Below are 22384 nucleotides of genomic sequence, written 5' to 3' on the forward strand. Positions count from 1 at the left end.
TCAGTTCAATGTGCTTTGTGTTGTCCTTCGGATCATCAGGATGGAAAATCCCACGATCAAAACGAACACGAGTGAACTGCCTATTTGGTTTGAGAAGTAGTAAGTGTATTCAAAAGTTGTTTTGAAAAACAACGGATAAATCGTGGCAATTAAAAGCGACGATGCGTAGACGAGACTTGTCAAGTGATTTTTGCTTGAATGATTGACTTGAAGAATCAGGGCGGGAAATATAAAAACAATGCCATTGAAAATGATTCGGCTCATGTCAGATCCCCCAATCAAACCCAGGGCAACAAAACCGCAGGCGCCCAGTTTCAAGAAGAAAGACTGGCGAAACTCAATGGCAGAAACCGGCGAAGGTTTTTTTTGAAACACCAACGCAGCCAAGGTCCCAGTCGCGCAGAAGAATGAACCTGCCCAAACAATCAGCCTGTTCGGGTCATGGCGAACTTTTCTCCACCATAACCTGATGGTGCTGATGATGTTGGTTTGGTCTGCAGCCGGGAAAAATGCCTGCTGACAAAAATAAATGGCCACTTGATAGCTCACGTATATCAAAATAGCATACGCGGTGAATCGATAGGCAGATTTGGGCTCTTGATGTCCACGGAGGCTGCTGTAAATTTCGGTGGCCACTGCCACCATGAGCACGAACAGGAACGACTCCTTCGCAAGCAGTGAGATGAACATCGTCACGAAGAAAAGTGCATGCCGGCTCGACAGGTAAAAATAAATGGCGATGGCCATCAAGGCATAGCTCATGGGATCGATCAGTTGGCGAAGGCTGTAGTAAATTTGTACGCCAAGAGGGTGGATGAGAAACCAAGCCACCAAAAATCCGAAAACGTGAATTGGAAATCCCAGTTCTTTTGAAATAAAATACCAGGCAATCATGAAAACCAGGAAGGATGCGAAAGTGATTGCCGTGAAGCCATCCGTGGTATCGCCGGGCAGCCAGGCAGCGACGAGGGGTGTCAATATTCTGGTGTTGAACGGGCGTTCAATGGCCTGATAGCTGTGATTCTTGAAGCCTTCGCTCATGGCCGAGTATCTGAAGCAATCCCCTTCCCGCGTGCAGGGTTCCGATTTGACATGGCTGGCGTACCAAATCATGGCCATGGCACAGGCCAATATGGACATCAGCAGTGATTTAAATCCTGGGGGCTTGAAAAACACGGCGGGCAGTCGGTGAAATGATTTGAGCATATTGAAAACCGCTTGGCCGATGTGCTGGATGTGTGGTAAACGCCGATTATGCCTGCGGCCCTTTGTATCTTTTTAGGCATGCATTGGCTGAAATGTTGCGGCACGCTCGCTGCCCGCCGCCTGCCTGCCTCTTCACCGTGTTGTCAGCCTGGAATGAGCACGCTGGACTTGGGCTTGGCCGGGTCGTAATGCACAGGCACTTCGGCGCCCACCGGAAAGCGCTGCTGGACGGCCAGCGCCTCGGCTTCAGTTCCGAACCTGGGCAAGATCGCGCGGATGCGCTGGCTTTGGTAGGTTTGGCCGCCCACGGTGTAGCGGTAGTTCAGGTCGATGCGCCACTCGCGCGTGAAGGTGGCGCCGTCGTTCGACTCGTTCTGGGCCACGACCTTGGAGTCGAGGATGCGCCCGGTCACGGTGGGCCATTCCGGGCTGGCCTTGCGATCCAGGTAGCCGCGCCACATCAGGAAGGCCAGCCCCACCACGATCCCTCCGGCGATCCATTTGCCCCAGTCGATGTCCATGGCCCGAGTGTGCCGCAAATGGCGCCTTGCCCATTGGCGATATAGTCGCCCGCATGTCGACCACCAGCCCTTTTTACGCCCACCTGGCCCGCCTGCGTTTCATCAAACGCTGGGGATTGATGCGCAACGCCGTCGAAGAAGACGTGGCCCAGCACAGCTGGGAAGTGGCCGTGCTGGCCCATGCCCTGGCGGTGATCCGCCGCGACGTGCTGGGCGTGCCCATCGATCCCAATGCGGTGGCCACGCGCGCCCTGTTCCACGACGCCACCGAAGCCATCACGGGCGACCTGCCCACGCCCGTGAAGTATTCGCCCGCCATGCGCCAGGCCACCGCCCACCTGGAACACGAAGTCAGCCAGGAGATGCTGGCCTTGCTGCCCGCCGCCGTGCAACCGGCCCTGCGCGAGGTGGTGGACCACGAACAATGGCCTGATGACCACGCCCAGCTGGTGAAGGCGGCCGACCGCCTGGCCGCCTGGCTCAAATGCCGGGCCGAGCTGCGCTATGGCAACACCGAGTTCGAACAGGCCGCCCAGCAGATCAAGGGCAAGATCGACCAGCACATGATCCCCGAGGTGCGTTATTTCCTGGACCAGTTCGGTCCGGCCTTCGAGCTGACGCTCGACTCCCTGATGCGCGGCGACTGACCGACCCATGAACGACACCCCCTTGCTCGATCCCTCTTTCGACACCCCCGAGGCCTTGGCCCGGGTGCTGGAAGCCCACCCCGATTACCGCGTGCTGCGCCGCCTGGTGCCGCGAAAGACCTTCGGCCACAAGGTCGGCGGCGCCAAGGCCAAGGTGTTGATCCTGGACACCGAAACCACCGGCCTCGACTGGCGCAAGGACAAGGTCATCGAGCTGGCCTTGCTGTTGGTCGAAGTCGATCTGGAGGCCGGTCTGCCCCTCAAGGTGCTCGACGTCTACGACGAGTTGGAAGACCCCGGCATGCCCATCCCCGAGGCCGCCTTGCGCGTCACCGGCATCACCGACGACATGGTGAAGGGCCGGCGCCTGGACGAAGAGCGCATCGCCGGGCTGCTGCAGGGGGTGTCCCTGGTCATCGCGCACAACGCCCGATTCGACCGGGCTTTCATGGAGAGCCGCTTGCCGGCTTTTGCCGCCTTGCCCTGGGCCTGCTCTCTGGCCGAAATCGACTGGAGCGAAGAAGGCCGCGGGTCGGCCAAACTGGAATTCCTGGCGGCCGAAATGGGCCTGTTCTACGACGCCCACCGTGCCGAGATGGACTGCCATGCCTTGCTCGCCGTGCTGAGCCAGCCTTTGCCCAAGTCAGGCCACACCGGCTTGAAAGCCTTGCTCAAGGCCGGCGGGGCCACCAGCTACAAGGTGATGGCGACGGGTTCGCCTTTCGATTCCAAGGACGCCTTGAAGGCGCGCGGTTACCGCTGGGACGCCGAGCGCAAGGTCTGGCACACCAGCGCCGGCAGCACGGACCTGCTGGAACTGGAATGCGAGTGGCTGAAGGTGTCGGTCTATGGCCGGCGCGGGGCACGCATCGAGATCGAGCAACTCACGGCGCTTGATCGGTTCGCGGCCCGACCTGGCCAGGTGCAACTGCGCGACCTTTGAGTCGGATCACCCTGCAAGCGTTGGTCAGCGCAGGATGTTGTAGCCCCGGCCCGTCAGGCAGCGCTTGAGCACCGTCATGCGGTCGGCATCGTTGATGGCCTTGCGACCGATGATGCCCATCGAGACCCGGTCGGCGGCGGTCCCCACGACCTTGGACGCCGTCTTGCCCACGCTGTTGATGTCCTGGTTGGCGATGGCCGCGCATTCCGCGTAGTCTTTGTCATAGGCCACGGTGTCGACCTTGCTCTTGTCCACGAGGTCATAGCCGGTCACGGGCACCATGTCGACATTGGGTTCGAGGCTGGTGCAAGCGGCAGTGGCCAAGGACAGGGCGGCTGTCATGGCAATGCAAATGCGGTTCATAGGGACTTCGAGGAGTGTCGATGTCCGATTCTAGGCAGGCTTGCCGCCGCGTTTCACACGTTGGAACAAGGTCACTGCCACCAAAGTCACACCGCCGGCCAGAATGCCCACAACGGCGTCCACCAGTGTTGGGGTAATCACCTTGAGGAAGCCTCCGATGCCGGAAATGGCGCCAGCGCCGTCGGCCAGGTGGTGGATCCATTCATGGGCGTGCGGGATGCCGTGCGTCAGGATGCCGCCGCCCACCAGGAACATCGCGATGGTGCCGGCGATGGTCAGCACGCGCATCAGGTAGGGGGCCGCGTTCACGATGGCCTGGCCCACGCCCCTCTGCAGCCGGCCCAGCGAGCCGGGGCCGGCCGTGCGGGCCAAATACAGTCCACCATCGTCCAGTTTGACGATGCCCGCCACCAGGCCATAGACCCCGATGGTCATGATGATGGCGATGCCGACCAGCACGGTGAGTTGGGTGGAGAACTCCGCCTCGGCGACCGTGCCGAGCGTGATGGCGATGATCTCGGCCGACAGAATGAAGTCGGTGCGGATCGCGCCCGAAATCTTGTCTTTCTCGTACGCGACGAGGTCGACTTTCGGGTTGGCCAGGGCCTTGACAAGATCCTGGCGGTGCGCCTCGTCGTCGGCGTGGCTGTGCATCAGCTTGTGGGCGACCTTTTCGAAGCCTTCGAAGCACAGGAACAGGCCGCCGATCATGAGCAAGGGGGTCACGGCCCACGGCGCAAAAGCACTGATGGCCAGCGCGGCGGGCACCAAGATGGCCTTGTTGCGGGCCGATCCCTTGGCCACGGCCCAGACCACGGGCAGCTCGCGCTCGGCTTGGACACCGGAAACCTGCTGGGCGTTCAGCGCCAGGTCGTCACCCAGCACGCCGGTGGTCTTCTTGGCGGCGACCTTCGTCAGTAAGGCCACGTCGTCGAGGATCGTGGCGATGTCGTCGATGAGGGCAAGAAGGCTGCTGCCGGCCATGAAAAAGTCCTGGTGTCAAAAGCGGGAAAGTCCCGAAACCCGCATCCTATCGGACTTCCAGTGCGCCCTTCGTGGTTCAGCGCGGGCCCAGCATCTGGCGGGGATCGACCCAGCGGTCGAACTCCTCCCCCGTGACTGCGTCGAGCGCCAGGGCGGCTTCACGCAAGGAGGTGCCGTGCTTCTGGGCGTGCTTGGCCACGGCCGAGGCTTTGTCGTAGCCAATGTGCGGTGCCAGCGCGGTGACCAGCATCAGGGAGCGGTTCAGCAGTTCTTCGACCCGGGCTTGGTTCACGGTGATGCCCTTGATGCAGTGCTGGCCGAAGCTGTCCATGGCATCCGACAAAAGACGCAGGCTGTCCAGCGTGTTCAGCGCGATCAGGGGCTTGTACACATTGAGTTCGAAGTGCCCCTGGCTGGCCGCGAAGCCGATGGCGGCATCGTGGCCCATGACCTGGGCGCACACCATGGTCATGGCTTCGACCTGCGTCGGGTTCACCTTGCCCGGCATGATGGAACTGCCGGGTTCGTTCTCGGGCAGGTGCAGCTCACCCAGGCCGGCGCGTGGGCCGCTCGCCATCAATCGGATGTCGTTGGCGATCTTGGTCAAGGCCACGGCCAATGTCTTCAAGCCGCCATGGAAAGCCACCAGGGCTTCATGCCCGGCCATGGCCGCGAACAGGTTGTCGGCCTGGCGCAGTGGCAATTGCAGGTGCTGGCCCAGCAGGGCGGCCACGCGCTTGCCGAATTCCGGGTGCGTGTTGAGCCCGGTGCCCACGGCCGTGCCCCCGATGGCCAGCGCGCGCACCGCGTCAAGGGCCTGCACGATGGCGTTCTCGGACAGGGCCAGTTGCGCTTCGTAGCCCCCAAACTCCTGGCCCAGGGTCACGGGCGTGGCGTCCTGCCAGTGGGTGCGGCCAATTTTCACCACTTCGGCAAAGGCGGCGGCCTGGCCGGCCAGGATGGCGCGAAGTTGCCTCAGCGCAGGCAGCAGGCGTGCATGGGCTTCCTTGGACACGGCCACGTGCATGGCCGTCGGGAAAACGTCGTTGGACGATTGGCCCAGGTTCACGTCGTCGTTGGGGTGCACCAGGCGTTTGCCCCCCAGGCTGCCACCCAAGGCTTGTGAAGCCAGGTTGGCGATGACCTCGTTGACGTTCATGTTGCTTTGGGTGCCCGAACCCGTCTGCCACACCGACAAGGGGAATTCGGCATCAAACTGCCCCAGGGCCACTTGTTGCGCCGCGCTGGCAATGGCTTGCGCCTTGGCCGAATCCAGCAAGCCCAGGTCCTGGTTGGTGTGGGCCGCGGCCCATTTGATCCAGGCCAGGGCGTGCACCACCGGCAGGGGCATGCGTTGCTCGCCAATGGCGAAGAAATGCAGGCTGCGGGCGGTCTGGGCGGCCCACAGCGCTTCGGCCGGGACGTCGATCGGTCCGAAAGAGTCGGTCTCGGTGCGGGTGGCGGTCATGTCATCTCCTCAGGCGGTCGGCCAGCATAGCCCGAGGAAAAATCACCCTTTGGCCCAGGGGCCTAGTTGCCGTGCTGGATGATCTCGCGGTGCAGCACGCCGATGGGCAGGATCTTGTCCACGGCGCCGCGCTTGACGGCCTCCTTGGGCATGCCATAGACCACGCAGGTCTCTTCGTCCTGGGCCACGGTGCGGGCGCCGGCGTTCTTCATTTCGAGCATGCCGGCGGCGCCGTCGTCACCCATGCCCGTCATGATCAGTCCCAGCGCATTGGCGCCGGCCGACTTGGCCACCGAGCGGAAAAGCACGTCCACCGAGGGGCGGTGCCGGTTCACCAAGGGGCCGTCCAGCACCTCGACGAAATACTGCGCGCCACTGCGCTTGAGCACCATGTGCTTGCCACCCGGGGCGATCAAGGCCTGGCCGGGCACCACGCGGTCGTTGTGCTGCGCTTCCTTGACGCGGATCTGGCAGATGCTGTCCAGGCGCGCCGCGAAAGCCGCGGTGAACTTCTCGGGCATGTGCTGCACGATGACGATGCCAGGGCACACGCGGGGCAGGGCGGTGAGCACTTCTTCCAGAGCCTGGGTGCCGCCCGTGGAGGTGCCAATGGCCACCACGCGCTCGGTGGTTTGCACCATGGCCTTGGGGCTTGCCGCGCTCAGGATGACATCGGCGGTGTTCTTGGCCTGGGGCACGGCCACGGGCGTTTCCGCCCGCATGGCCAGGCGCCGGACATTGGCCTTGGAAGCCGCCTTGACCGCGTTGACCAGGTCGTCCGAGGTGTCGACGATGAACTGCTTCAAACCCAGCTTGGGCTTGGTGATGATGGTGACGGCACCGGCGGCCAGCGCTTCCATGGTGGTCTTGGCGCCTTTCTCGGTCAGCGTGGAGCAGATCACCACGGGCGTGGGGCGCTCGCTCATGATCTTCTTCAAGAAGGTGATGCCGTCCATGCGGGGCATTTCCACGTCGAGCACGATCACGTCCGGCCAACTGAGCTTCAGGCGTTCGATGGCCAGCAGCGGGTCGGCCACGGCGCAGCACACCTCGATGCCGGGGGCGGCGTTCAGCACGGCGGACAGCACCTGCCGAACCACCGCTGAATCATCAACCACCATGACTTGGATCGATTTCATGTCTAAGCGCTTTCTCTGTCAGTGCTCAAGTGGCATCGACCGGTTTGACTTGCCGGGACCAGACGTGCCCGCTGCTCACGTCAAAGAGGATTCTGCGGTGGCCTTGCCCAAACAAGCTCTCCGACATGACGCTGATGTCATGCGCCTCCAGCAGGCGGTGTGCCGCCTCGCCATTCTTGCGCCCCACGTTCGAGGCATTGGCCATGCCACTTTGCTTTGGAAACATGTCGCCGCCGCCAAAGATCTTGGCTTGGCAGGCCTTGGGGTCAACGCCTTGTTTGGCCAACTCCATCAGCATCAGCCCGAGTGCTTCCTTGCCATAACGGGCATCCAAGGGCTCCCCAACTTTGCCAGACCGCTCCGACAGCAGGAAGTGGGACATGGCGCCAATGCGTTGCGCAGGATGCCACAAGGTGATTGACACGCACGAGCCCAGCAGCGTACGAATTCGGTGACGTGCGTCGCCCACGAAGTACTCGCCAGGGTTCAGGAAGACAATGACCTGCTCTGTCGATTTCACGGGTTGCGGTAGATTGACGGCGCCACGGTCAGCAAGGCGTCGCTGATGTCGTTGAGGCTTTCAGAGTGGCCGATGCAGAAGTACCCGCCTGGCTTGAGCATCGAGATCACCCTGGCCACGACTTGGCGCTTGGTGTCGCCATTGAAATAGATCATGACGTTGCGCAGAAAGATCACGTCAAACTGGCCCAGTTGCGGCAAAGGTTCGTTGAGGTTGGCATGAATGAAGCGAACCCGTTGGCGCAAGGATTTCTCGACCAGCATGGTGCCTTCCTGCTCGTCGAAGCCCTTCAGGCAGTAGCGTTTGAGGTAGGGCTGCGGGATGTTGCGTGCCCGCTCCATGGGGAAGTGCCCCGCGCGGGCGCGCTGCAATACCCGGGTGCTGATGTCCGAGCCCAGGATCTCCCAGGGGCTGTTGCCCAAGGTGTCGGCCAGGACCATGGCCATGCTGTAGGCCTCTTCGCCGGTGGAACTGGCCGCGCTCCAAACGCGGAAAGGCTGGCCCGGCTTGTGGGCCTGGGCCAAGGATTTCAACAGCTCGAAGTGCTTGGGCTCGCGGAAGAAGTAAGTCTCGTTGGTGGTCAGCAGGTCAATGGCCGTTTGCACCTCGTCCTTGGCCTGTCCGCTGGACAGCAGGTTGAAGTATTCCGTGAAGCTCTTGAGCTGACGAGCCTGCAAGCGCTTGGACAAGCGGCCCGAGACCAGCGCCTTCTTGGACGAGGCCATGGTGATGCCAGCTGCATCGTAGATGAAACGCTGGAAGCGGTTGAATTCCTGGTCGGTGATCGTGTTCATCGGGCTGCCTGAGGACGTTCTAGAACCGTGCAAAATGTGCTTCATGGGGCGCGTCAACGCCCTCGAAGCTCATGGCTCTGGCTGGTGCTGGTTTCGCGAAACTCGGCTTGCCGGCCTGCGGCAGCACGGCCCTGGCGTTGGCCTTGCGTGTCGGCGCAGCCGCGGGAATGCGGTGATCATCATCCGACAGCTTGAAAAACGCCATGGTCTCTTGCAATTGCTCCGCCTGGCTGGTCATCTGTTCTGCCGTGGCCGCCAATTCTTCCGAGCTGGACGCGTTTTGCTGGGTGGTCTGGCTCAGCTGGCCAACGGCCGAGTTGATCTGGCCGACGCCAGACGATTGTTCTTCCGAGGCTGCGGTGATCTCTTGCACCAGGTCTGAGGTCCTGCGGATATTGGGCACCATGTTGTCCAGCAGTTTTCCGGCGGTTTCGGCCAATTCCACGCTGGAGCTGGCGACCGTGCCGATCTCTTGCGCGGCGACCTGGCTGCGCTCGGCCAGCTTGCGCACCTCGGCGGCCACCACGGCAAAGCCCTTGCCGTGCTCGCCCGCGCGGGCCGCTTCAATGGCGGCGTTCAAGGCCAGCAGGTTCGTCTGATAGGCGATGTCGTCGATGATGCCGATCTTCTGGGCGATCTGCTTCATGGCAGACACGGTGGCCTTGACCGCTTCCCCGCCGCTGGCCGCTTCCTTGGCTGCCTTGGTGGCGATCCCGTCGGTGATCTTCGCGTTCTCGGTGTTCTGAGAGATCGACGCGGTCATCTGTTCAATGGCCGCGCTGGTTTCCTCAGCGCCAGCCGCCTGCTCGCTGGATGCTTGCGACAGCGACTGCGCAGTGGCAGAGACCTGGGACGCCGCGCCGCGCAGTGCATCAGAGGCCGAGACCACTTCGGCCAGCGTGGCGCTCAGCTTGCTCACGGTGTTGTTCACGGCGGTCTTCAACTCGGCGAAGGAGCCTTCGTAGTCGCCCTGGATGGTATGGGTCAAATCACCGCCCTCGATGAGCAACAGCACCTCTTGCACTTCCTTCAAGGGCGTGACAATCGCATCCAGCGTGCTGTTCACGCCACTGACAATGCGGCGGAAATCACCCGCATGCCGTTGGGCATCGGCCCGCACGTCCAGCCGCCCCTCAACAGCCGCATCGCACAACATGTTGGCGTCTTCAATCAGCGCCTTCAAGTTGCCGCGGACGGTTTCAATCGTGTCGTTGATGAAGGCCTTCTTGCCAGGCAGCTTCTCCATCGGTGCATCAAAATTGCCCAAGCCAAATTGTTGGATGACGCCCATGGCCATCTTCTTCACGCCGATGTGCGAGCCCACCATGTCGTTGACGCCCTGAGCCATGGCGCGGAAGTCGCCTTCAAACTTTTTGACGTCGATCATCACGTCGATGTCGCCCTTGTCGTGCTCTGCCGACATGAAATTCATCTCCGAGATCACGCCCTTGAGGTTGCCGCGGACCATTTCAATGGTGTCGTTGATGAAGGCTTTCTTGCCGGGCAGCTTGTCCATCGGCGCATCGAAGTTGCCACGGCCAAACTCCTGAATCACGCCCATGGCCAGTTTCTTGACCGCGATGTGCGAGCCCACCATGCCGTTGATGCCCTGGGCCATGGTTCGGAAGTCGCCTTCGAACTTTTGAGCATCGATCACCACGTCGATGTCGCCTTTCTCGTGTTCGGTCGACATCCTGTTCATCTCGGAAATCAAGCCCTTGAGGTTGCCGCGAACCACTTCAATGGTGTCGTTGATGAAGGCTTTCTTGCCGGGCAGTTTTTCCATCGGCGCGTCAAAGTTGCCGCGGCCAAATTCCTGAACCACGCCCATGGCCAACTTCTTGACCGCGATGTGCGAGCCCACCATGGTGTTCACGCCTTGGGCCATGGCCAGGAAGTCACCCTTGAACTTTTGAGGATCGACCGTCACGTCGATGTCGCCCTTGTCGTGCTCGGCGCTCATGCAGGCCAGGTCAGCGGCCAGCGCTTGCTGAACATCCAGGAATCGATTGAAGGCCTCGGCTGCGCGCGCCAATGCGGGCGGCAACTTCGCGGTGTTGGCGCGCGAGGAAAAGTCCCCACGGGCGGCCGCGTTGATGGCGGTCGTCAGTTGTTCATCGATCAAGCGCTCAAACACCTCGTCATCGTGTTTGGCTTGCTTTGTGGTTTTGATCTGGAGCATGGTTACTACTTTCAGGCGCAGCCGTGGCTGCTGGGTTTGATGACGAGTTGGGTGTGTTCAGAATCGGGCGAACTGGGCCTCGTCCAGTGACTCTTCACTGGCAAAGGCGGTGCTGCTCTTTGGCAAGCGAGTGGCCCCAATGGGCTTCTTGGCCGTGCTTCGAGCTTTGGCCGCGGGCCTGATTGGGCTGGAGAATCTTCCGGGGTTGGCCTCGGTGGTGGCCAGCTTGAAGAAGGACATGGTTTGCTGCAGTTGCTCGGCCTGGCTGCTCATTTCTTCGGCCGTGGCGGCCAACTCTTCCGAGCTGGAGGCGTTTTGCTGCGTGGTCTGGCTCAACTGGCCGACGGCCGAGTTGATCTGGCTGACGCCCGATGATTGCTCTTCCGAGGCGGCCGTGATCTCCTGAACCAAGTCCGAGGTCTTGCGGATGTTGGGCACCATTTCGTCCAGCAACTTGCCGGCCTTCTCGGCCAACTCGACGCTGGAACTGGCCACGGTGCCGATCTCTTGCGCGGCCACCTGGCTGCGTTCCGCCAGCTTGCGAACTTCGGCGGCCACCACGGCGAATCCCTTGCCATGTTCGCCAGCACGAGCAGCCTCGATCGCAGCGTTCAAGGCCAGCAGATTGGTTTGGTAGGCGATGTCATCGATGATGCCGATCTTCTGGGCGATCTGCTTCATGGCCGCCACGGTGGCCTTGACGGCTTCGCCGCCTTCCGTGGCTTCGCCGGCGGCCTTGGTGGCCATGCCATCGGTCACCTTGGCATTCTCGGTGTTTTGCGAAATGGACGCAGTCATCTGTTCGATCGACGCGCTGGTCTCTTCGACGCCGGCAGCCTGCTCGCTGGCGGACTGCGACAAGGATTGCGCGGTGGAGCTCAATTCTTCCGAGGCGCCCGCCAGGGATTCGGCCCCGGCATTGACCTCGGTCACAACCTGCGACAGTTTGTCCACGGTGTTGTTGACGTACTCCTTCATCTCGCCGAAGGAGCCTTCGTAAGGCTTGTCGATGGCCTGGGTCAGGTCACCTTGCGACACGGCGCTCATCACGCGCACCACGTCATTGATGCTGGTGCCCGTGGTGGTCACCAACTGGTTCAGGCCTTCACCCATTTCCTTTTGAAAGCCTTGCAGGCCGGCCAACTCGATGCGGGCCTCGAAGTTGCCGCGGTTGGCGGCTTCGACCACATTGCGCTGGCCGTCGATCACTTGCTTGAGGCGGGCCACCATCTGCTTGACGGCGAACAGCATGCTGCTGTCGTCGTTGTGGCGAATGATCACCTCGGTCGACAAGTCGCCGTTGGCCACCTTGGTCAGCAATGCTGCGGCATAGTCGGGCTCACCACCCAGTTGCCGGCTGATGATGCGCGTGACCATCAAACCCAGACCAATGGCCAGCACGACGGACACGGCCACCACCGACAAGGTCACCTGCTTGGCAAAAGACACCTGGGCTGTGGCCAACTCATTGGTGGCCTTGGCCTGGGCGCTGAGTTCCTCGATGATCGCCGTCATGGCTTCTTCCATGGCGCGGGTGATCTTGCGGGTTTCGCCGTTGCTGAGTTCGGTGGCCTCGGCCAACTTGCCGCTCAAGGCCAGTTGGGCCACCTTTTCGTTTTCAGCCAGGTAGACCGGCAACTGAGCGTCCAGCTCCTTGAGCAGCGTTTGTTCTTTGGCGCTGAGCACCGTGCTGCGGTAGGCCTGGATCGACTTGTTGTAGCCATCAAGGTAGGTCTTGGCGCGCGCCATGGCGGCTTTGGCTTCGTCCGGATTTTTGGTTGATGTCAGCCGAACATAGCTCCGCGCATGCGATGACAGCTTGAGCGCCGCATCCGAAATTTGTTCCAGGCAGACCACATTGTTCTCATAGGTGGCACTGAGCATGCTGCCCAGGTCCGAGATCCGCATCAGGCCATACACCCCGACGGCGGCTGTCAGGAAAGAGCAGGTCAGAAAAGTGATCAGCAGCTTGTGGGCCAGCTTCATGCGCAAGAACCAATTCATGGTCGTGTCCTAGTATTTTTCGTTCTGGGGTTCAGTTCAGTGCCAAGGCGCTGGCTGGTGCGGGCGTTTGAGCGAGTTGGGTGATCTCGTCCAACGACAGGACATGGTCGGCATCCAGCAAAATGACGAACTTGCCTTTGACCTTGCCCATGCCCTGGATGAAATCGGTGCGAATGCGGGCGCCAAAAGCCGGTGCGGGCTCGATGTCGGACGGTGCGATGTCCAGCACTTCGTTGACGGCATCGACGATCACGCCGATGACCTGGCTTTCCTGCTCGGCGGTTTGCACCTCGACGATGACAATGCAGGTGCGCTTGGTCACCTCAGACGAAGACCGGCCAAAGCGGGCCAGCAGATCCATCACCGGCACCACGGCGCCGCGCAGATTGATCACGCCACGAACGCAGTCGGGCATCATCGGCACCACGGTCAGGCTGTGGTACTCGATGATCTCTTTGACCGCCAAGATGCCCAGAGCGAAGACTTCGCCGGCCAGCATGAAGGTCAGGTATTGCGTTGGGTCTTGGGAGCCAATCGCCAAGGCCAAAGGTGACCCGGATTTGGAAGTTGAAGTCAGGGCAGTCATGTCGGGTCCTTAGAAGGGAGAAAACTGGGCCTCATCGGCTGAATCGGCGTGCGCGAATGCCAGTTGGCTGTTTTTCCGGGTGTTTCCCGCGGCCTTTTTGACGGAGATGCGAGGCTTGGCCGCCTGCCTTGGCGTGGGTGCCGCGCTGTGAAGCAGCGCACCGTTGCCCGCCAGCTTGAAGAAGGACATGGCTTGTTGCAGTTGCTCTGCCTGGCTGCTCATCTCTTCAGCCGTGGCGGCCAGCTCTTCCGAGCTGGAGGCGTTTTGCTGCGTGGTCTGGCTCAACTGGCCCACGGCCGAGTTGATCTGGCTGACGCCCGATGATTGCTCTTCCGAGGCCGCGGTGATCTCTTGCACCAGGTCGGAAGTCTTCTTGATGTTGGGCACCATCTGGTCCAGCAAGCGACCCGCCGTTTCGGCCAGATCGACGCTCGAGCTGGCGACCGAGCCGATTTCCTGCGCCGCAACCTGGCTGCGCTCGGCCAGCTTGCGCACTTCGGCGGCCACCACGGCAAAGCCCTTGCCGTGTTCGCCAGCACGGGCCGCTTCAATGGCGGCGTTCAGGGCCAGCAGGTTGGTTTGGTAGGCAATGTCATCGATGATGACGATCTTCTGCGCAATCTGCTTCATGGCGGCCACGGTGGCCTTGACGGCTTCGCCACCTTCGGTGGCTTCGGACGATGCCTTCGTGGCCATCCCGTCGGTCACCTTCGCGTTCTCGGTGTTCTGCGAGATCGAGGCGGTCATTTGCTCGATCGATGCGCTGGTTTCCTCAACGCCGGCAGCCTGTTCGCTGGAAGCCTGCGACAAGGACTGCGCCGTGGCACTGACCTCTTCCGAAGCGCCAGCCAAGGCTTCGGCACCGCTGTTCACTTCGGCCACCACCTGCGAGAGCTTCTGAACCATGTTCTGCATGGCTTGCAGCAGTTGGGCCGTTTCGTCCTTGCCCTTGACATCAATGCTGACAGTCAGGTCGCCTTCGGCCAAGCTGTTGGCAACCTCGACTGCCTTGTCCAAAGGCTTGGTCACGCTGCGGCTGATCAGGAATCCCAGCGCAATGCCGATGAGCACACCGCCTGCAATGACGCCAATCATCAAAGCGCGGCTGCTTTCATAAAGGCGAGTGGTTTCGTCTGACGCCTCCTTGGCGTTGCCTTCCTTCAACTGCGTCAGCGCGGTCAGCATGTCATCCAGCTTGTCGGCTTGCGAACGAGCGATGTTCAGCGCGGTTTGCAGTTCTTCGTCACGGTCCTGCAGTTTCTTGGCCGCGGCCAACGCCATGGCCTTCTGCAAGTCGCGTTGGTAGTCCGTCCAGGTGAGGTCGAACGAGGCCAGCATTCCCTTGCCCTTTTCGCTGAAGAACAGCGGGCGGGCCTTGTCAACATAGTCCTTGGTGGTGGCGCTGTACTTGGCGATGGCGGTCTGTTGCTTCTCACGCTCTTCTTGAGAGTGGGCCAGCAGGAAGTTGCCACGCGCCCGGCCAATGTAGATCAGGTTGATGTTGGCTTCCTTGATGTACGACAGCCCCATCAGTTCGCGGGCATACATGTTGTCGGCCATGGTGTTGATCTTGCTGGCGTTGGAGATGCCGATCAGGCCCACGATCAAGCTGATGCCCGCGACGAAAAGGAAGCCAGCGATCAGCCGGACTCCGATTTTGAAATTGCTGAACATGAAACGTCCTCTGATTTAATGGTGTGGAATGGCCGTTTCTCAAGCCGAAACGGAGGCTCTGTCGCCCGAACTGGCGGCATGGGTTTTTTGCATCAAGGCGGGCACGTCCAGGATCAGGGCCACGTCGCCACTGCCCAGGATGCTGGAGCCACTGATGCCTTGGACTTGTGCAAACATCTTGGACAAGGGCTTGATCACGGTTTGGGCTTCGCCCAGCAGGGTGTCCACCACCAGGCCAAACTTCTGGCCGGCGTGCTTCACCACCACGATGTTTTCTCGGCTGCCTTTGTGGCCTTCAACGTCGAACAGCTCGCGCAAACGGATGAAGGGCAGCACCTGGCCGCGAAGGTCCGTGTAGTCGTGGCCCTCTTCGGCCGAGAACGCCACGCACTCCTCGATCATGTCCAGCGGCACCACGAACACGGATTGGCCCACGCCGACCTGGAACCCATTGATGATGGCCAGCGTCAAGGGCAGGCGCACGCTCACGGTGGTCCCAACGCCTTCCGCGCTGTTGATGGCCACGCTGCCACGCAGGGCGGTGATGTTGCGCTTGACCACGTCCATGCCCACGCCTCGGCCCGACAGGTTGGTGACCTGTTCCGCCGTCGAGAAGCCGGGCTCGAAGATCAAGCCATAGATCTCGCTGTCGCTCAGGGCCTTGCCCGATTCGATCAGCCCACGTTCCAGGGCCTTGGCCAAAATGCGCTCGCGGTTCAGGCCGCCGCCATCGTCACCCACTTCGATGACGATGCTGCCCGAGTCGTGATAAGCGTTGAGCCTGACCGTGCCCTTGGCAGGCTTGCCCCTGGCAACGCGCAGGTCGGCGGCTTCAATGCCGTGGTCGATGGCGTTGCGCACCAGGTGCATCAGCGGGTCGGCGATCTTCTCGACCACGGTTTTGTCCAGCTCGGTGTCTTCGCCGTTGACGACCAGGCCAATGTCCTTGCCGATCTCGCGCGAGACGTCATGCACCACCCGCTGGAATCGGCTGAAGGTGCCGCCCACCTTGACCATGCGCAGTTGCAAGGCGCTGTCGCGCACTTCTTCCACCAGGTTGGCCAGGGTTGAGTGGCTTTCTTGCAGCTCGAGGATCCGTGTGCTGCGCGCCACCAGGTTGGCACCGGCTGCGGCAATGATCAGTTCGCCCACCAGATTGATCAGGTGGTCCAGCTTATCGGCGTCAACGCGGATGGATTGGCTCTCTTGTGCCTTGCTGTCCTTGGTCTGCTTCTGCTTGGTGAGGGCGGCTTCCACCACGGCGGGCTGAACGCGGCCTTGCTCGACCAGGATCTCGCCGATCGGTGCGGCGGGCTCGGATTTGGCTTGCAAGGCGAGGGCTGATTCCAGCTCGTGGTTGGTCAAGGTGCCGCAGCGGACCAGGATTTCGCCCAGGCGCGCGGGCCCTTCGGGCAGCGCTTGAATCATCTCGATGTACTCGGAGGCCAGGCTGTTGGGCGGCACGATGTGCAGCAGGCAGTCGTCCAGCACAAATTCGAAGGCGCTTTCGATGGCACCCTTGGTGGCATCGCTTTTGAACGAGATCTCGAAGCCCAGGTAGCAGGATTCGGGGTCCATGTCGGGGGCCAAGGGCAGGGCGTCGTGCAGGGTCACGATGCCGGCGATCTGGCCCATGGTGCTCAAGTAGCGCAGGAACGACAAGGGATCCATGCCATTGCGCAGCACGTCGCGCCCAAAGCGCAGCGAGATGTGCCAGTTGTCGGTGTTGATGCCGTGGTGGCCCATGCGCGCGAAATCGGCAGGGTCGGCATTCACCAGATGGGTTGTGGCGGGCAAACTGGTTGGCGTGGGCGAGCTCAGGTACACGCTGAGCCGAGCCAGCAAGGGTTTGCCGGCCTGCGCCACGCTTTCATCGGGGTCGGCGCGTGTGCTTTCCGTGATGTCGATCAAGGTGCCGATGTGGTCACCGCATGACAACAGCAAGGTCATCAGCTCGTCTTCGATGGCCACCTTGCCGTCTCGCACATGGTCAAGCACGCTTTCCACCACGTGTGTGAACTCCACAATCTGGTCCAGCCCGAACAAGCCGGCAGAACCCTTGATGGTGTGCGCGGCACGGAAGATGGCGTTGATGGATTCGGCGCGCTCTTCACCTTCGGTGTGGGTCAGGCCGAGCAGGGCGGTTTCCATCGCTTCCAGCATCTCGCGGCTTTCCACGATGTAGGTCTGTAGCGCTTGATCGAGGTTCATAGTCGGTCTCGTTTCAGGGAACGGTCAAATGGCAATGTCGGCAGCTCAGGCTGGCACGAGCAGCGGATCGCCAAAGTGCGCGGCCAGGTCCAGCAGCTCGAACACTTCGAGCACGGCCGGGCTGTGATTCACCAGGTGTACCTCGCAGGCGTTGGCCTGGCCGTAGGACTTGGTCAGCATCAGCAGCTGGATGCCGGCGCTGTCGATCTCGCTGACGTCGTGCAGGTCGATTTCCAGCGACGACGCGCCGTTGACGGCATCGAGCAAGGTCTGTTTCAATTCGGTGGCGCGGTAGATGCTCAACTCGCCTTCGATGGCGAGGCAGGCGGCGGGCTTGTCGGTGGTGCTCATGGCGTCGTCCTCGCGGCTCAAGGCAGAACCAGCTTCTGAACCACGCCCAGCAACTGCTCGGGCTTGAAAGGCTTGAGCACCCAGGCCTTGGCCCCGGCTTCCTGGCCTTGCTTTTTCTTCTCATCCTGCGACTCGGTGGTCAGCATGATGATGGGCGTGAACTTGTAGGCGGCGAGCTGTTTGATCGCCTTGACCAGCGTGATGCCGTCCATGTTGGGCATGTTCACGTCGCTGATGATCATGTGGATCTTCTGGCCCGTCAGCTTGGTCAAGGCATCTTTGCCATCACAGGCCTCGATCACGTCATAGCCCGCGCTTTTCAACGCAATGCTCACGACCACGCGCAGCGAGGAAGAGTCGTCCACAATCAGGATGGTTTTGGCCATTTGGCAGTCCTCTAGAAAAACGTGATTTCGGTGTCGTCGGCGGTGGCTTGCGCGACCTGCCCACCTTGGTGGACCGCGCGCTCTTCTTTCATCGCGTAGGTCTTTTCAAGTTCGGCCAGCAGTTCGGCGGAATCCAGCGGTTGCAGCGCGCCGGCTTGCTCGAATTGAGCCCGGTTGTCGTCCAGCACCAGGGGCAGACGCTCGATGTTGTGCTTCACGTGGCTCATGATCTGGCTCACGCGGTCCTGGAACTGAAGCTGCACCAAGGCCTCTGAGATCTCGGCCTTGATGTCCAGACTTTCGTCCTTGAGCAAGTCGGTCGAAGCCACCAGCGTGTCGGTGACCGAACGCAATTGGTTCAGTACCGCGGTGATGGTGCCCTGCGAAGTTGCCATCGCGCGGCTTTCTTCGAGGTTGGACGCTTCTGCGCTTTCGCGGGTTTCGACGATCGCCGCGTTGATCAGTGAAACCTTTTCAGTGATGCGCTTGCCCGTGTCACCCGACAAGGCCGACAGCTTGCGCACTTCTTGAGCCAGCACCGAGAAGCCCCGACCGTTCTCGCCAGCGTGGGCGGCCTCGATGGCGGCATTGATGGCCAGCAGATTGGTTTGCCAGGCGATGCTGGCAACGTCGGAGGCCATTTGCTGCAACTCGGTGGTGAAGTGGTTCAGGCTTTGCACCTTCTCCAGCATCTGCGTCTTGCTGCTCATGGCCGATTCCATCGTCGCCACGACCGTGCCCAGCTCCTGCTCGCTTCTGGCGAAGACGGCCACCAGGCCGTTGTCGTTGTCGCCAATGGACGAGGTGGCCGCGCTGGTCGTGCGCACGGTGTTGTCCAGCTTGTCGACGATCCCGGAGAAACGTTGCGACAGTTCCGAGATGGCGGTTTCCATCTGCTGGCGCGACGTTTCGATCTGCCCTGTCCACACGGGTGCCATGGTCTCGCCAAAGCGTTGCCTTCCGGCCATGTAGTCCTGGATGGATTGCCGGCAGGCCCGCAGTTCACGGGCCATGAGCCAGCTGCACACCAAACCTGCCAATGGCAAGGCACCTGCCACCAGCCCTGCGGCCAGCGTTCCGCCACTGAGCAGCAAGGCAGAGATTCCGCCTGCTATGCCAAGGAGCGGGGGATACACCAAGTAAGCCTTGATGTCTTTTTGAATGTTCATGCCTGCCGAACCCTGTCATTTGATGTGCTTTGCGCCGCCATGCGATGGTGGCTAAAACCCCGTTTTCCCAAGCCCTGAAATAAATCATTGCTCCCACCCATATCGGGAGCTACCCGCGTGCACTTGAGCCTGGGTAGTGAAGTTATTCACGCATTGGCCGTTTTCCAACATTGGTTTCAGGTGCGGGCACGCGAATGGCTAAAGAAATTCAGCCATTTTTTTTAATTAACGCAAGGGAGTTGCTCGCATGAAAAAACGCATGAACCCAGGCTGGCGAGTTCTGACCGCACTCGTCGCGGGCATCTGTGTGGTGTGCTCATCCACCGCCTTCGGCGCCTCGGGCGCGGCGAGTTCGCCTGGCCAGGCGGGTGACAACCGCCCCGAGCCCATCGTCGTCATGGTCCCGCTGGAGATTTCCAGCCAGGCCTTGGCCTCGGGTTGCTGGGTGCAGTTCTACGACGACCAGGATTACAAAGGCACCATGCTGACCTTGCTGGGCCCGGCGGAGTTCTACAGTTGGGACAAGACCAGTGGGCGCCAGTTCAAGAACAGCATCGACAGCCTCGTGCTGGGCCCCAAGGCCCATCTGCAGGTTTTCGAGCACCGCATGTTCAAGGACCGCACCGTGCAGTTCAGTCCCAACAGCCGGGAGGCCAGCGTGGTCAAGAAGCTGGGTTTTGGTGGCCGGATCGAGTCCATGAAACTGATCTGCGACTGAACCTCATCAAGGGATGCCAGAGCCCGGGAACGCCTGGGCCCGGTGGCGTTCGGCCAGCAGGTCGGCCGGCATGACATTGGCCAACATGGCTTGTACCTTGTTGGCCGCGCCTGTGATGATGTGGCTTTCACCTTTCATCATCGCGTCGAAGCCGGCCTGGGCCACCTCCGCCGGGTCGGCTTTGTTCTCTGATTGCCCCATCTGGGTGTCCATCAGATCGGCGCGCTCGAAGAACAAGGTGTCGGTCAGTCCTGGCAGCAGGCACGTGACGCTGATGCCGCTGTGGCTCAGTTCGTGCCGCAACGCCACGGCAAACGAGTCCACGAAGGCCTTGGTGCCGTTGTAGACCGCTTGGAACGTGCCGGGCGTGAACCCCGCGATGGAGCCGGTGATCAGGATGCGCCCACCATTCAACGCGCGCATCTCCCGCCCAACCCGGTGGATGAGCTCGAGCGTGCCGCTGATGTTGGTGTCGATGACATGGCGCGCAGCCGAGAAGTCCTGGTCCAGGAACCCTTTGCCCAGGCCTCGCCCCGCATTGGCCAGCAGCGCCGCGATCGGTCGGCCGCGCGCGGCTTCGTACGTCTTGGCCACACCTTCGCTGGTCGACAGATCGGCCTGCACCGCGACGACGTCCACGCCCAATGCCCGCAATGACTTGGCGGACTCTTCGATGAACGGTTCGTTCGCCACGACCAGGAGATTGAAGCCGTTCAGGGCGCAGCACTTCGCCAGGTGATAGCCAATGCCGGAAGAGGCGCCCGTGACCAGGGCCAGCGGTCGGTTGTTGAGCATGGTGACATCCTTTCTAGAGCTGCCTTTGAATGGGCGCGCGCGTCGGGATGCCATTGGTCCAATCCACCACATCCCTCGGGGTCATCTTGCCGAAAGGCATCAGTCGTCCGTCCTGATAGCCTTGCTGTTCGGTGTCGTCCAGGTATTGTTCGCGCGATAAAAGCGTGCCATTGCACACCCGGGTTTCTTCCGGCGGTGAACTGGCTTCATGGCGCAGACGTTCCAGCAACTGGTCCATCACCCACGTTGGGATCAGCGCTCGGTGCGCCGGGTAGACAAAGCCGAACAGCCCCAGGTGGCTCAGCAGAATCCGCCAATGCGGGCCGAAGCGATTCAGGAGGCGCTGCCAGTCAAGCTCGTGCGCGCTGGCCTTGAGCAAGTGCGCGATGTCGGCGCCGTCGTAGCGCTCACGTTCCATGATGAATGCCTTGGACCAGATGGTTTCTTCCACGGGCGCCAGCTTCACCGGCACGCCCAGCACGGTTCCCGAGCCCGCGTGCTGGAACCAGGCATCGTCCACCTCGCAGATGCCATTGCCCGAATTGAATATCAGGTCGATGAACACCTCATCGTCGTGCACTTTGGCCAGCCAGTGGGCGAAAACCATGTCGGTGTCATAGCCCACCTCGCGCATGGCCTCGGTGACGCGCTCGTAGTCCCGCCGGCGGATGAACAGGTCCAGGTCCTTGGTCATGCGCTCGATGGCGGTGTGGCAGGTGAAGGCATGGCTTCCTCCGACAAGGAAGGGAATGCCAGCCTGGTTGAGGGTTTCCAGAACGCGCCGATAGAACACCGCCTGGTCGGCGTCGGAGTCCTGTTGAGACGACATCAAGGTGTTGGCTGGCATGGGCATCGCATCGCGGAGATGTTTCCAAGGGGAGACTTTCAATGGGCAAGCCATGTGCCAAGGAAAGGGAATCCAGACTCAGGAGCGCGACATGGTTTCAGCAAAAAAAGTTCGTTTCGCCGCCGTGGGTGACCTGCATTGCCGCAAGGAATCAGGCGGCACGTTGCGCGGTCTCTTCGCGCAGGCCTCGGAGATGGCCGACGCGATCCTGCTGTGCGGTGACCTGACCGATTACGGTTTGCCCGAAGAGGCGAGGGTGCTCGCGGAAGAACTGTCTGGCGCCACCGTGCCAGTGGTGGCGGTGCTGGGCAACCACGATTTCGAATCCGACCAGCAGGACGAGGTGTGCCGGATTCTCCGAGGGGCGGGCGTCAATGTGCTGGATGGTGAAGCCTGCGAAATCCAGGGCGTGGGCATTGCCGGCACCAAGGGCTTCGCCGGGGGCTTTGGCCGCGGTGCTTTGGGGCCCTGGGGCGAGCGGGCCATCAAGCAATTCGTCAACGAGGCCATCCAGGAGGGGCTGAAGCTCGAGTCGGCGCTGGCCAAGCTCCGGACGCCGCGCCGAATCGCCATGCTGCACTATTCGCCCATCGAAGCCACCGTGAAGGGCGAGCCGGTGGAGATCTTTCCTTTCCTGGGCACCAGTCGCCTGGAGGATCCATTGATCCGCCACCCGGTGACCGCCGTTTTCCACGGACACGCCCACCGCGGAACGCTGGAAGGTGCCACGGTCAATGGCACCCCGGTCTACAACGTGGCCATGCCTTTGCTGCTGCGCAGCTTTCCTCAACAGCCGGCGTTTCGGATCCTTGAACTGCCGGAAATGGCATTTTCCGGTGAACCTGCCATGCCCTGAACCACTTCTGTAATTCTTGC

The 22384-nt window shown here is 61.4% G+C and carries 23 protein-coding genes; 5 read left to right on the forward strand and 18 right to left on the reverse strand.

Going from position 1 to position 22384, the window contains the following annotated elements; translation table 11 throughout:
- On the reverse strand, nt 1-1041 hold the full coding sequence (locus tag ACREB4_RS15760; RefSeq protein ID WP_431589181.1) for a hypothetical protein: 1041 nt from the start codon (nt 1039-1041) through the stop codon (nt 1-3).
- On the opposite strand from ACREB4_RS15760, the gene ACREB4_RS15765 reads away from it, so the two are divergent.
- Nucleotides 1040-1192, forward strand: a complete 153-nt coding sequence (locus ACREB4_RS15765) for a hypothetical protein (RefSeq protein ID WP_431589182.1) — start codon at nt 1040-1042, stop codon at nt 1190-1192. The two genes, ACREB4_RS15760 and ACREB4_RS15765, sit on opposite strands and share 2 nt — an antisense overlap.
- 157 nt (nt 1193-1349) lie before the next feature.
- Here ACREB4_RS15765 and ACREB4_RS15770 read toward each other — a convergent pair whose 3' ends face one another.
- Nucleotides 1350-1727 (reverse strand): DUF3592 domain-containing protein, encoded by a 378-nt coding sequence (locus tag ACREB4_RS15770; protein WP_431589183.1) that lies wholly within the window; start codon nt 1725-1727, stop codon nt 1350-1352.
- Nucleotides 1728-1780: 53 nt separating this feature from the next.
- Here ACREB4_RS15770 and yfbR point away from each other — a divergent pair, with 53 nt between their 5' ends.
- Both yfbR and ACREB4_RS15780 read left to right on the forward strand, forming a co-directional pair.
- Complete coding sequence (gene yfbR / locus ACREB4_RS15775) at nt 1781-2374, forward strand: 5'-deoxynucleotidase (RefSeq protein WP_431589184.1); 594 nt, start codon at nt 1781-1783, stop codon at nt 2372-2374.
- 7 nt (nt 2375-2381) lie between these two features.
- Nucleotides 2382-3317, forward strand: coding sequence for a 3'-5' exonuclease (locus ACREB4_RS15780; protein ID WP_431589185.1), 936 nt, complete (start codon nt 2382-2384; stop codon nt 3315-3317).
- Nucleotides 3318-3341: 24 nt separating this feature from the next.
- On the opposite strand, the gene ACREB4_RS15785 is transcribed toward ACREB4_RS15780, so the two are convergent.
- The 14 genes from ACREB4_RS15785 to ACREB4_RS15850 form a co-directional block, all read right to left on the reverse strand.
- Nucleotides 3342-3659, reverse strand: coding sequence for a hypothetical protein (locus ACREB4_RS15785; protein ID WP_431589186.1), 318 nt, complete (start codon nt 3657-3659; stop codon nt 3342-3344).
- A gap of 51 nt (nt 3660-3710) precedes the next feature.
- Nucleotides 3711-4664, reverse strand: coding sequence for a DUF808 domain-containing protein (locus ACREB4_RS15790; protein ID WP_431589187.1), 954 nt, complete (start codon nt 4662-4664; stop codon nt 3711-3713).
- 76 nt (nt 4665-4740) lie between these two features.
- Complete coding sequence (gene fumC, locus ACREB4_RS15795) at nt 4741-6132, reverse strand: class II fumarate hydratase (protein WP_431589188.1); 1392 nt, start codon at nt 6130-6132, stop codon at nt 4741-4743.
- A 62-nt stretch (nt 6133-6194) separates the two neighbouring features.
- Nucleotides 6195-7271: a protein-glutamate methylesterase/protein-glutamine glutaminase gene (locus tag ACREB4_RS15800; RefSeq protein ID WP_431589189.1), complete on the reverse strand. Its 1077-nt coding sequence runs from the start codon at nt 7269-7271 to the stop codon at nt 6195-6197.
- 25 nt (nt 7272-7296) lie between these two features.
- Nucleotides 7297-7791, reverse strand: a complete 495-nt coding sequence (locus ACREB4_RS15805; RefSeq protein WP_431589190.1) for a chemotaxis protein CheD — start codon at nt 7789-7791, stop codon at nt 7297-7299.
- Nucleotides 7788-8585 (reverse strand): CheR family methyltransferase, encoded by a 798-nt coding sequence (locus ACREB4_RS15810; protein ID WP_431589191.1) that lies wholly within the window; start codon nt 8583-8585, stop codon nt 7788-7790. The genes ACREB4_RS15805 and ACREB4_RS15810 overlap by 4 nt, the downstream gene beginning before the upstream one ends.
- Nucleotides 8586-8604: 19 nt before the next feature.
- Nucleotides 8605-10767: a methyl-accepting chemotaxis protein gene (locus ACREB4_RS15815; RefSeq protein WP_431589192.1), complete on the reverse strand. Its 2163-nt coding sequence runs from the start codon at nt 10765-10767 to the stop codon at nt 8605-8607.
- A gap of 57 nt (nt 10768-10824) precedes the next feature.
- Nucleotides 10825-12771: a HAMP domain-containing methyl-accepting chemotaxis protein gene (locus tag ACREB4_RS15820; protein WP_431589193.1), complete on the reverse strand. Its 1947-nt coding sequence runs from the start codon at nt 12769-12771 to the stop codon at nt 10825-10827.
- Between the two features lie 31 nt (nt 12772-12802).
- Complete coding sequence (locus ACREB4_RS15825) at nt 12803-13357, reverse strand: chemotaxis protein CheW (protein ID WP_431589194.1); 555 nt, start codon at nt 13355-13357, stop codon at nt 12803-12805.
- 9 nt (nt 13358-13366) lie between these two features.
- Nucleotides 13367-15031 carry a methyl-accepting chemotaxis protein gene (locus ACREB4_RS15830; RefSeq protein WP_431589195.1) on the reverse strand — a complete coding sequence of 555 codons (1665 nt, stop codon included), beginning with the start codon at nt 15029-15031 and terminating at the stop codon, nt 13367-13369.
- A gap of 39 nt (nt 15032-15070) precedes the next feature.
- A complete protein-coding gene (locus ACREB4_RS15835) occupies nt 15071-17242 on the reverse strand; it encodes a chemotaxis protein CheA (RefSeq protein WP_431589196.1) in 2172 nt (723 codons plus the stop codon).
- 45 nt (nt 17243-17287) lie between these two features.
- Nucleotides 17288-17593 carry an STAS domain-containing protein gene (locus tag ACREB4_RS15840; RefSeq protein WP_431589197.1) on the reverse strand — a complete coding sequence of 102 codons (306 nt, stop codon included), beginning with the start codon at nt 17591-17593 and terminating at the stop codon, nt 17288-17290.
- 17 nt (nt 17594-17610) lie between these two features.
- Nucleotides 17611-17979, reverse strand: coding sequence for a response regulator (locus ACREB4_RS15845; RefSeq protein WP_431589198.1), 369 nt, complete (start codon nt 17977-17979; stop codon nt 17611-17613).
- Nucleotides 17980-17990: 11 nt separating this feature from the next.
- The gene (locus tag ACREB4_RS15850) at nt 17991-19148 is read right to left on the reverse strand and encodes a methyl-accepting chemotaxis protein (protein WP_431589199.1); all 1158 of its coding nucleotides are present in this window, start codon (nt 19146-19148) and stop codon (nt 17991-17993) included.
- A 247-nt stretch (nt 19149-19395) separates the two neighbouring features.
- Here ACREB4_RS15850 and ACREB4_RS15855 point away from each other — a divergent pair, with 247 nt between their 5' ends.
- The gene (locus ACREB4_RS15855) at nt 19396-19866 is read left to right on the forward strand and encodes a hypothetical protein (protein WP_431589200.1); all 471 of its coding nucleotides are present in this window, start codon (nt 19396-19398) and stop codon (nt 19864-19866) included.
- Between the two features lie 6 nt (nt 19867-19872).
- Here ACREB4_RS15855 and ACREB4_RS15860 read toward each other — a convergent pair whose 3' ends face one another.
- Entirely contained in the window at nt 19873-20661 is a 789-nt protein-coding gene (locus ACREB4_RS15860; protein WP_431589201.1) for an SDR family NAD(P)-dependent oxidoreductase, read from the reverse strand.
- Nucleotides 20662-20674: 13 nt separating this feature from the next.
- On the reverse strand, nt 20675-21508 hold the full coding sequence (locus ACREB4_RS15865) for a nucleotidyltransferase (RefSeq protein ID WP_431589202.1): 834 nt from the start codon (nt 21506-21508) through the stop codon (nt 20675-20677).
- Nucleotides 21509-21599: 91 nt separating this feature from the next.
- Between ACREB4_RS15865 and ACREB4_RS15870 the strand changes: the two genes are divergently transcribed.
- Entirely contained in the window at nt 21600-22364 is a 765-nt protein-coding gene (locus ACREB4_RS15870; protein WP_431589203.1) for a metallophosphoesterase family protein, read from the forward strand.
- The last annotated feature ends 20 nt before the right edge of the window (nt 22365-22384 follow it).

The organism is Aquabacterium sp., assembly GCF_050725395.1.
Taxonomy (GTDB): domain Bacteria; phylum Pseudomonadota; class Gammaproteobacteria; order Burkholderiales; family Burkholderiaceae_C; genus Aquabacterium.

Excerpts from the sequence above, each read along its gene's own strand:
- ACREB4_RS15765 (WP_431589182.1), top strand. The coding sequence starts at position 1,040 with ATGGCCGAGTATCTGAAGCAATCCCCTTCCCGCGTGCAGGGTTCCGAT.
- ACREB4_RS15760 (WP_431589181.1), bottom strand. The coding sequence starts at position 1,041 with ATGAGCGAAGGCTTCAAGAATCACAGCTATCAGGCCATTGAACGCCCG.
- ACREB4_RS15770 (WP_431589183.1), bottom strand. The coding sequence starts at position 1,727 with ATGGACATCGACTGGGGCAAATGGATCGCCGGAGGGATCGTGGTGGGG.
- yfbR (WP_431589184.1), top strand. The coding sequence starts at position 1,781 with ATGTCGACCACCAGCCCTTTTTACGCCCACCTGGCCCGCCTGCGTTTC.
- ACREB4_RS15780 (WP_431589185.1), top strand. The coding sequence starts at position 2,382 with ATGAACGACACCCCCTTGCTCGATCCCTCTTTCGACACCCCCGAGGCC.
- ACREB4_RS15785 (WP_431589186.1), bottom strand. The coding sequence starts at position 3,659 with ATGACAGCCGCCCTGTCCTTGGCCACTGCCGCTTGCACCAGCCTCGAA.
- ACREB4_RS15790 (WP_431589187.1), bottom strand. The coding sequence starts at position 4,664 with ATGGCCGGCAGCAGCCTTCTTGCCCTCATCGACGACATCGCCACGATC.
- fumC (WP_431589188.1), bottom strand. The coding sequence starts at position 6,132 with ATGACCGCCACCCGCACCGAGACCGACTCTTTCGGACCGATCGACGTC.
- ACREB4_RS15800 (WP_431589189.1), bottom strand. The coding sequence starts at position 7,271 with ATGAAATCGATCCAAGTCATGGTGGTTGATGATTCAGCGGTGGTTCGG.
- ACREB4_RS15810 (WP_431589191.1), bottom strand. The coding sequence starts at position 8,585 with ATGAACACGATCACCGACCAGGAATTCAACCGCTTCCAGCGTTTCATC.
- ACREB4_RS15815 (WP_431589192.1), bottom strand. The coding sequence starts at position 10,767 with ATGCTCCAGATCAAAACCACAAAGCAAGCCAAACACGATGACGAGGTG.
- ACREB4_RS15820 (WP_431589193.1), bottom strand. The coding sequence starts at position 12,771 with ATGAATTGGTTCTTGCGCATGAAGCTGGCCCACAAGCTGCTGATCACT.
- ACREB4_RS15825 (WP_431589194.1), bottom strand. The coding sequence starts at position 13,357 with ATGACTGCCCTGACTTCAACTTCCAAATCCGGGTCACCTTTGGCCTTG.
- ACREB4_RS15830 (WP_431589195.1), bottom strand. The coding sequence starts at position 15,031 with ATGTTCAGCAATTTCAAAATCGGAGTCCGGCTGATCGCTGGCTTCCTT.
- ACREB4_RS15835 (WP_431589196.1), bottom strand. The coding sequence starts at position 17,242 with ATGAACCTCGATCAAGCGCTACAGACCTACATCGTGGAAAGCCGCGAG.
- ACREB4_RS15840 (WP_431589197.1), bottom strand. The coding sequence starts at position 17,593 with ATGAGCACCACCGACAAGCCCGCCGCCTGCCTCGCCATCGAAGGCGAG.
- ACREB4_RS15845 (WP_431589198.1), bottom strand. The coding sequence starts at position 17,979 with ATGGCCAAAACCATCCTGATTGTGGACGACTCTTCCTCGCTGCGCGTG.
- ACREB4_RS15850 (WP_431589199.1), bottom strand. The coding sequence starts at position 19,148 with ATGAACATTCAAAAAGACATCAAGGCTTACTTGGTGTATCCCCCGCTC.
- ACREB4_RS15855 (WP_431589200.1), top strand. The coding sequence starts at position 19,396 with ATGAAAAAACGCATGAACCCAGGCTGGCGAGTTCTGACCGCACTCGTC.
- ACREB4_RS15860 (WP_431589201.1), bottom strand. The coding sequence starts at position 20,661 with ATGCTCAACAACCGACCGCTGGCCCTGGTCACGGGCGCCTCTTCCGGC.
- ACREB4_RS15865 (WP_431589202.1), bottom strand. The coding sequence starts at position 21,508 with ATGCCAGCCAACACCTTGATGTCGTCTCAACAGGACTCCGACGCCGAC.
- ACREB4_RS15870 (WP_431589203.1), top strand. The coding sequence starts at position 21,600 with ATGGTTTCAGCAAAAAAAGTTCGTTTCGCCGCCGTGGGTGACCTGCAT.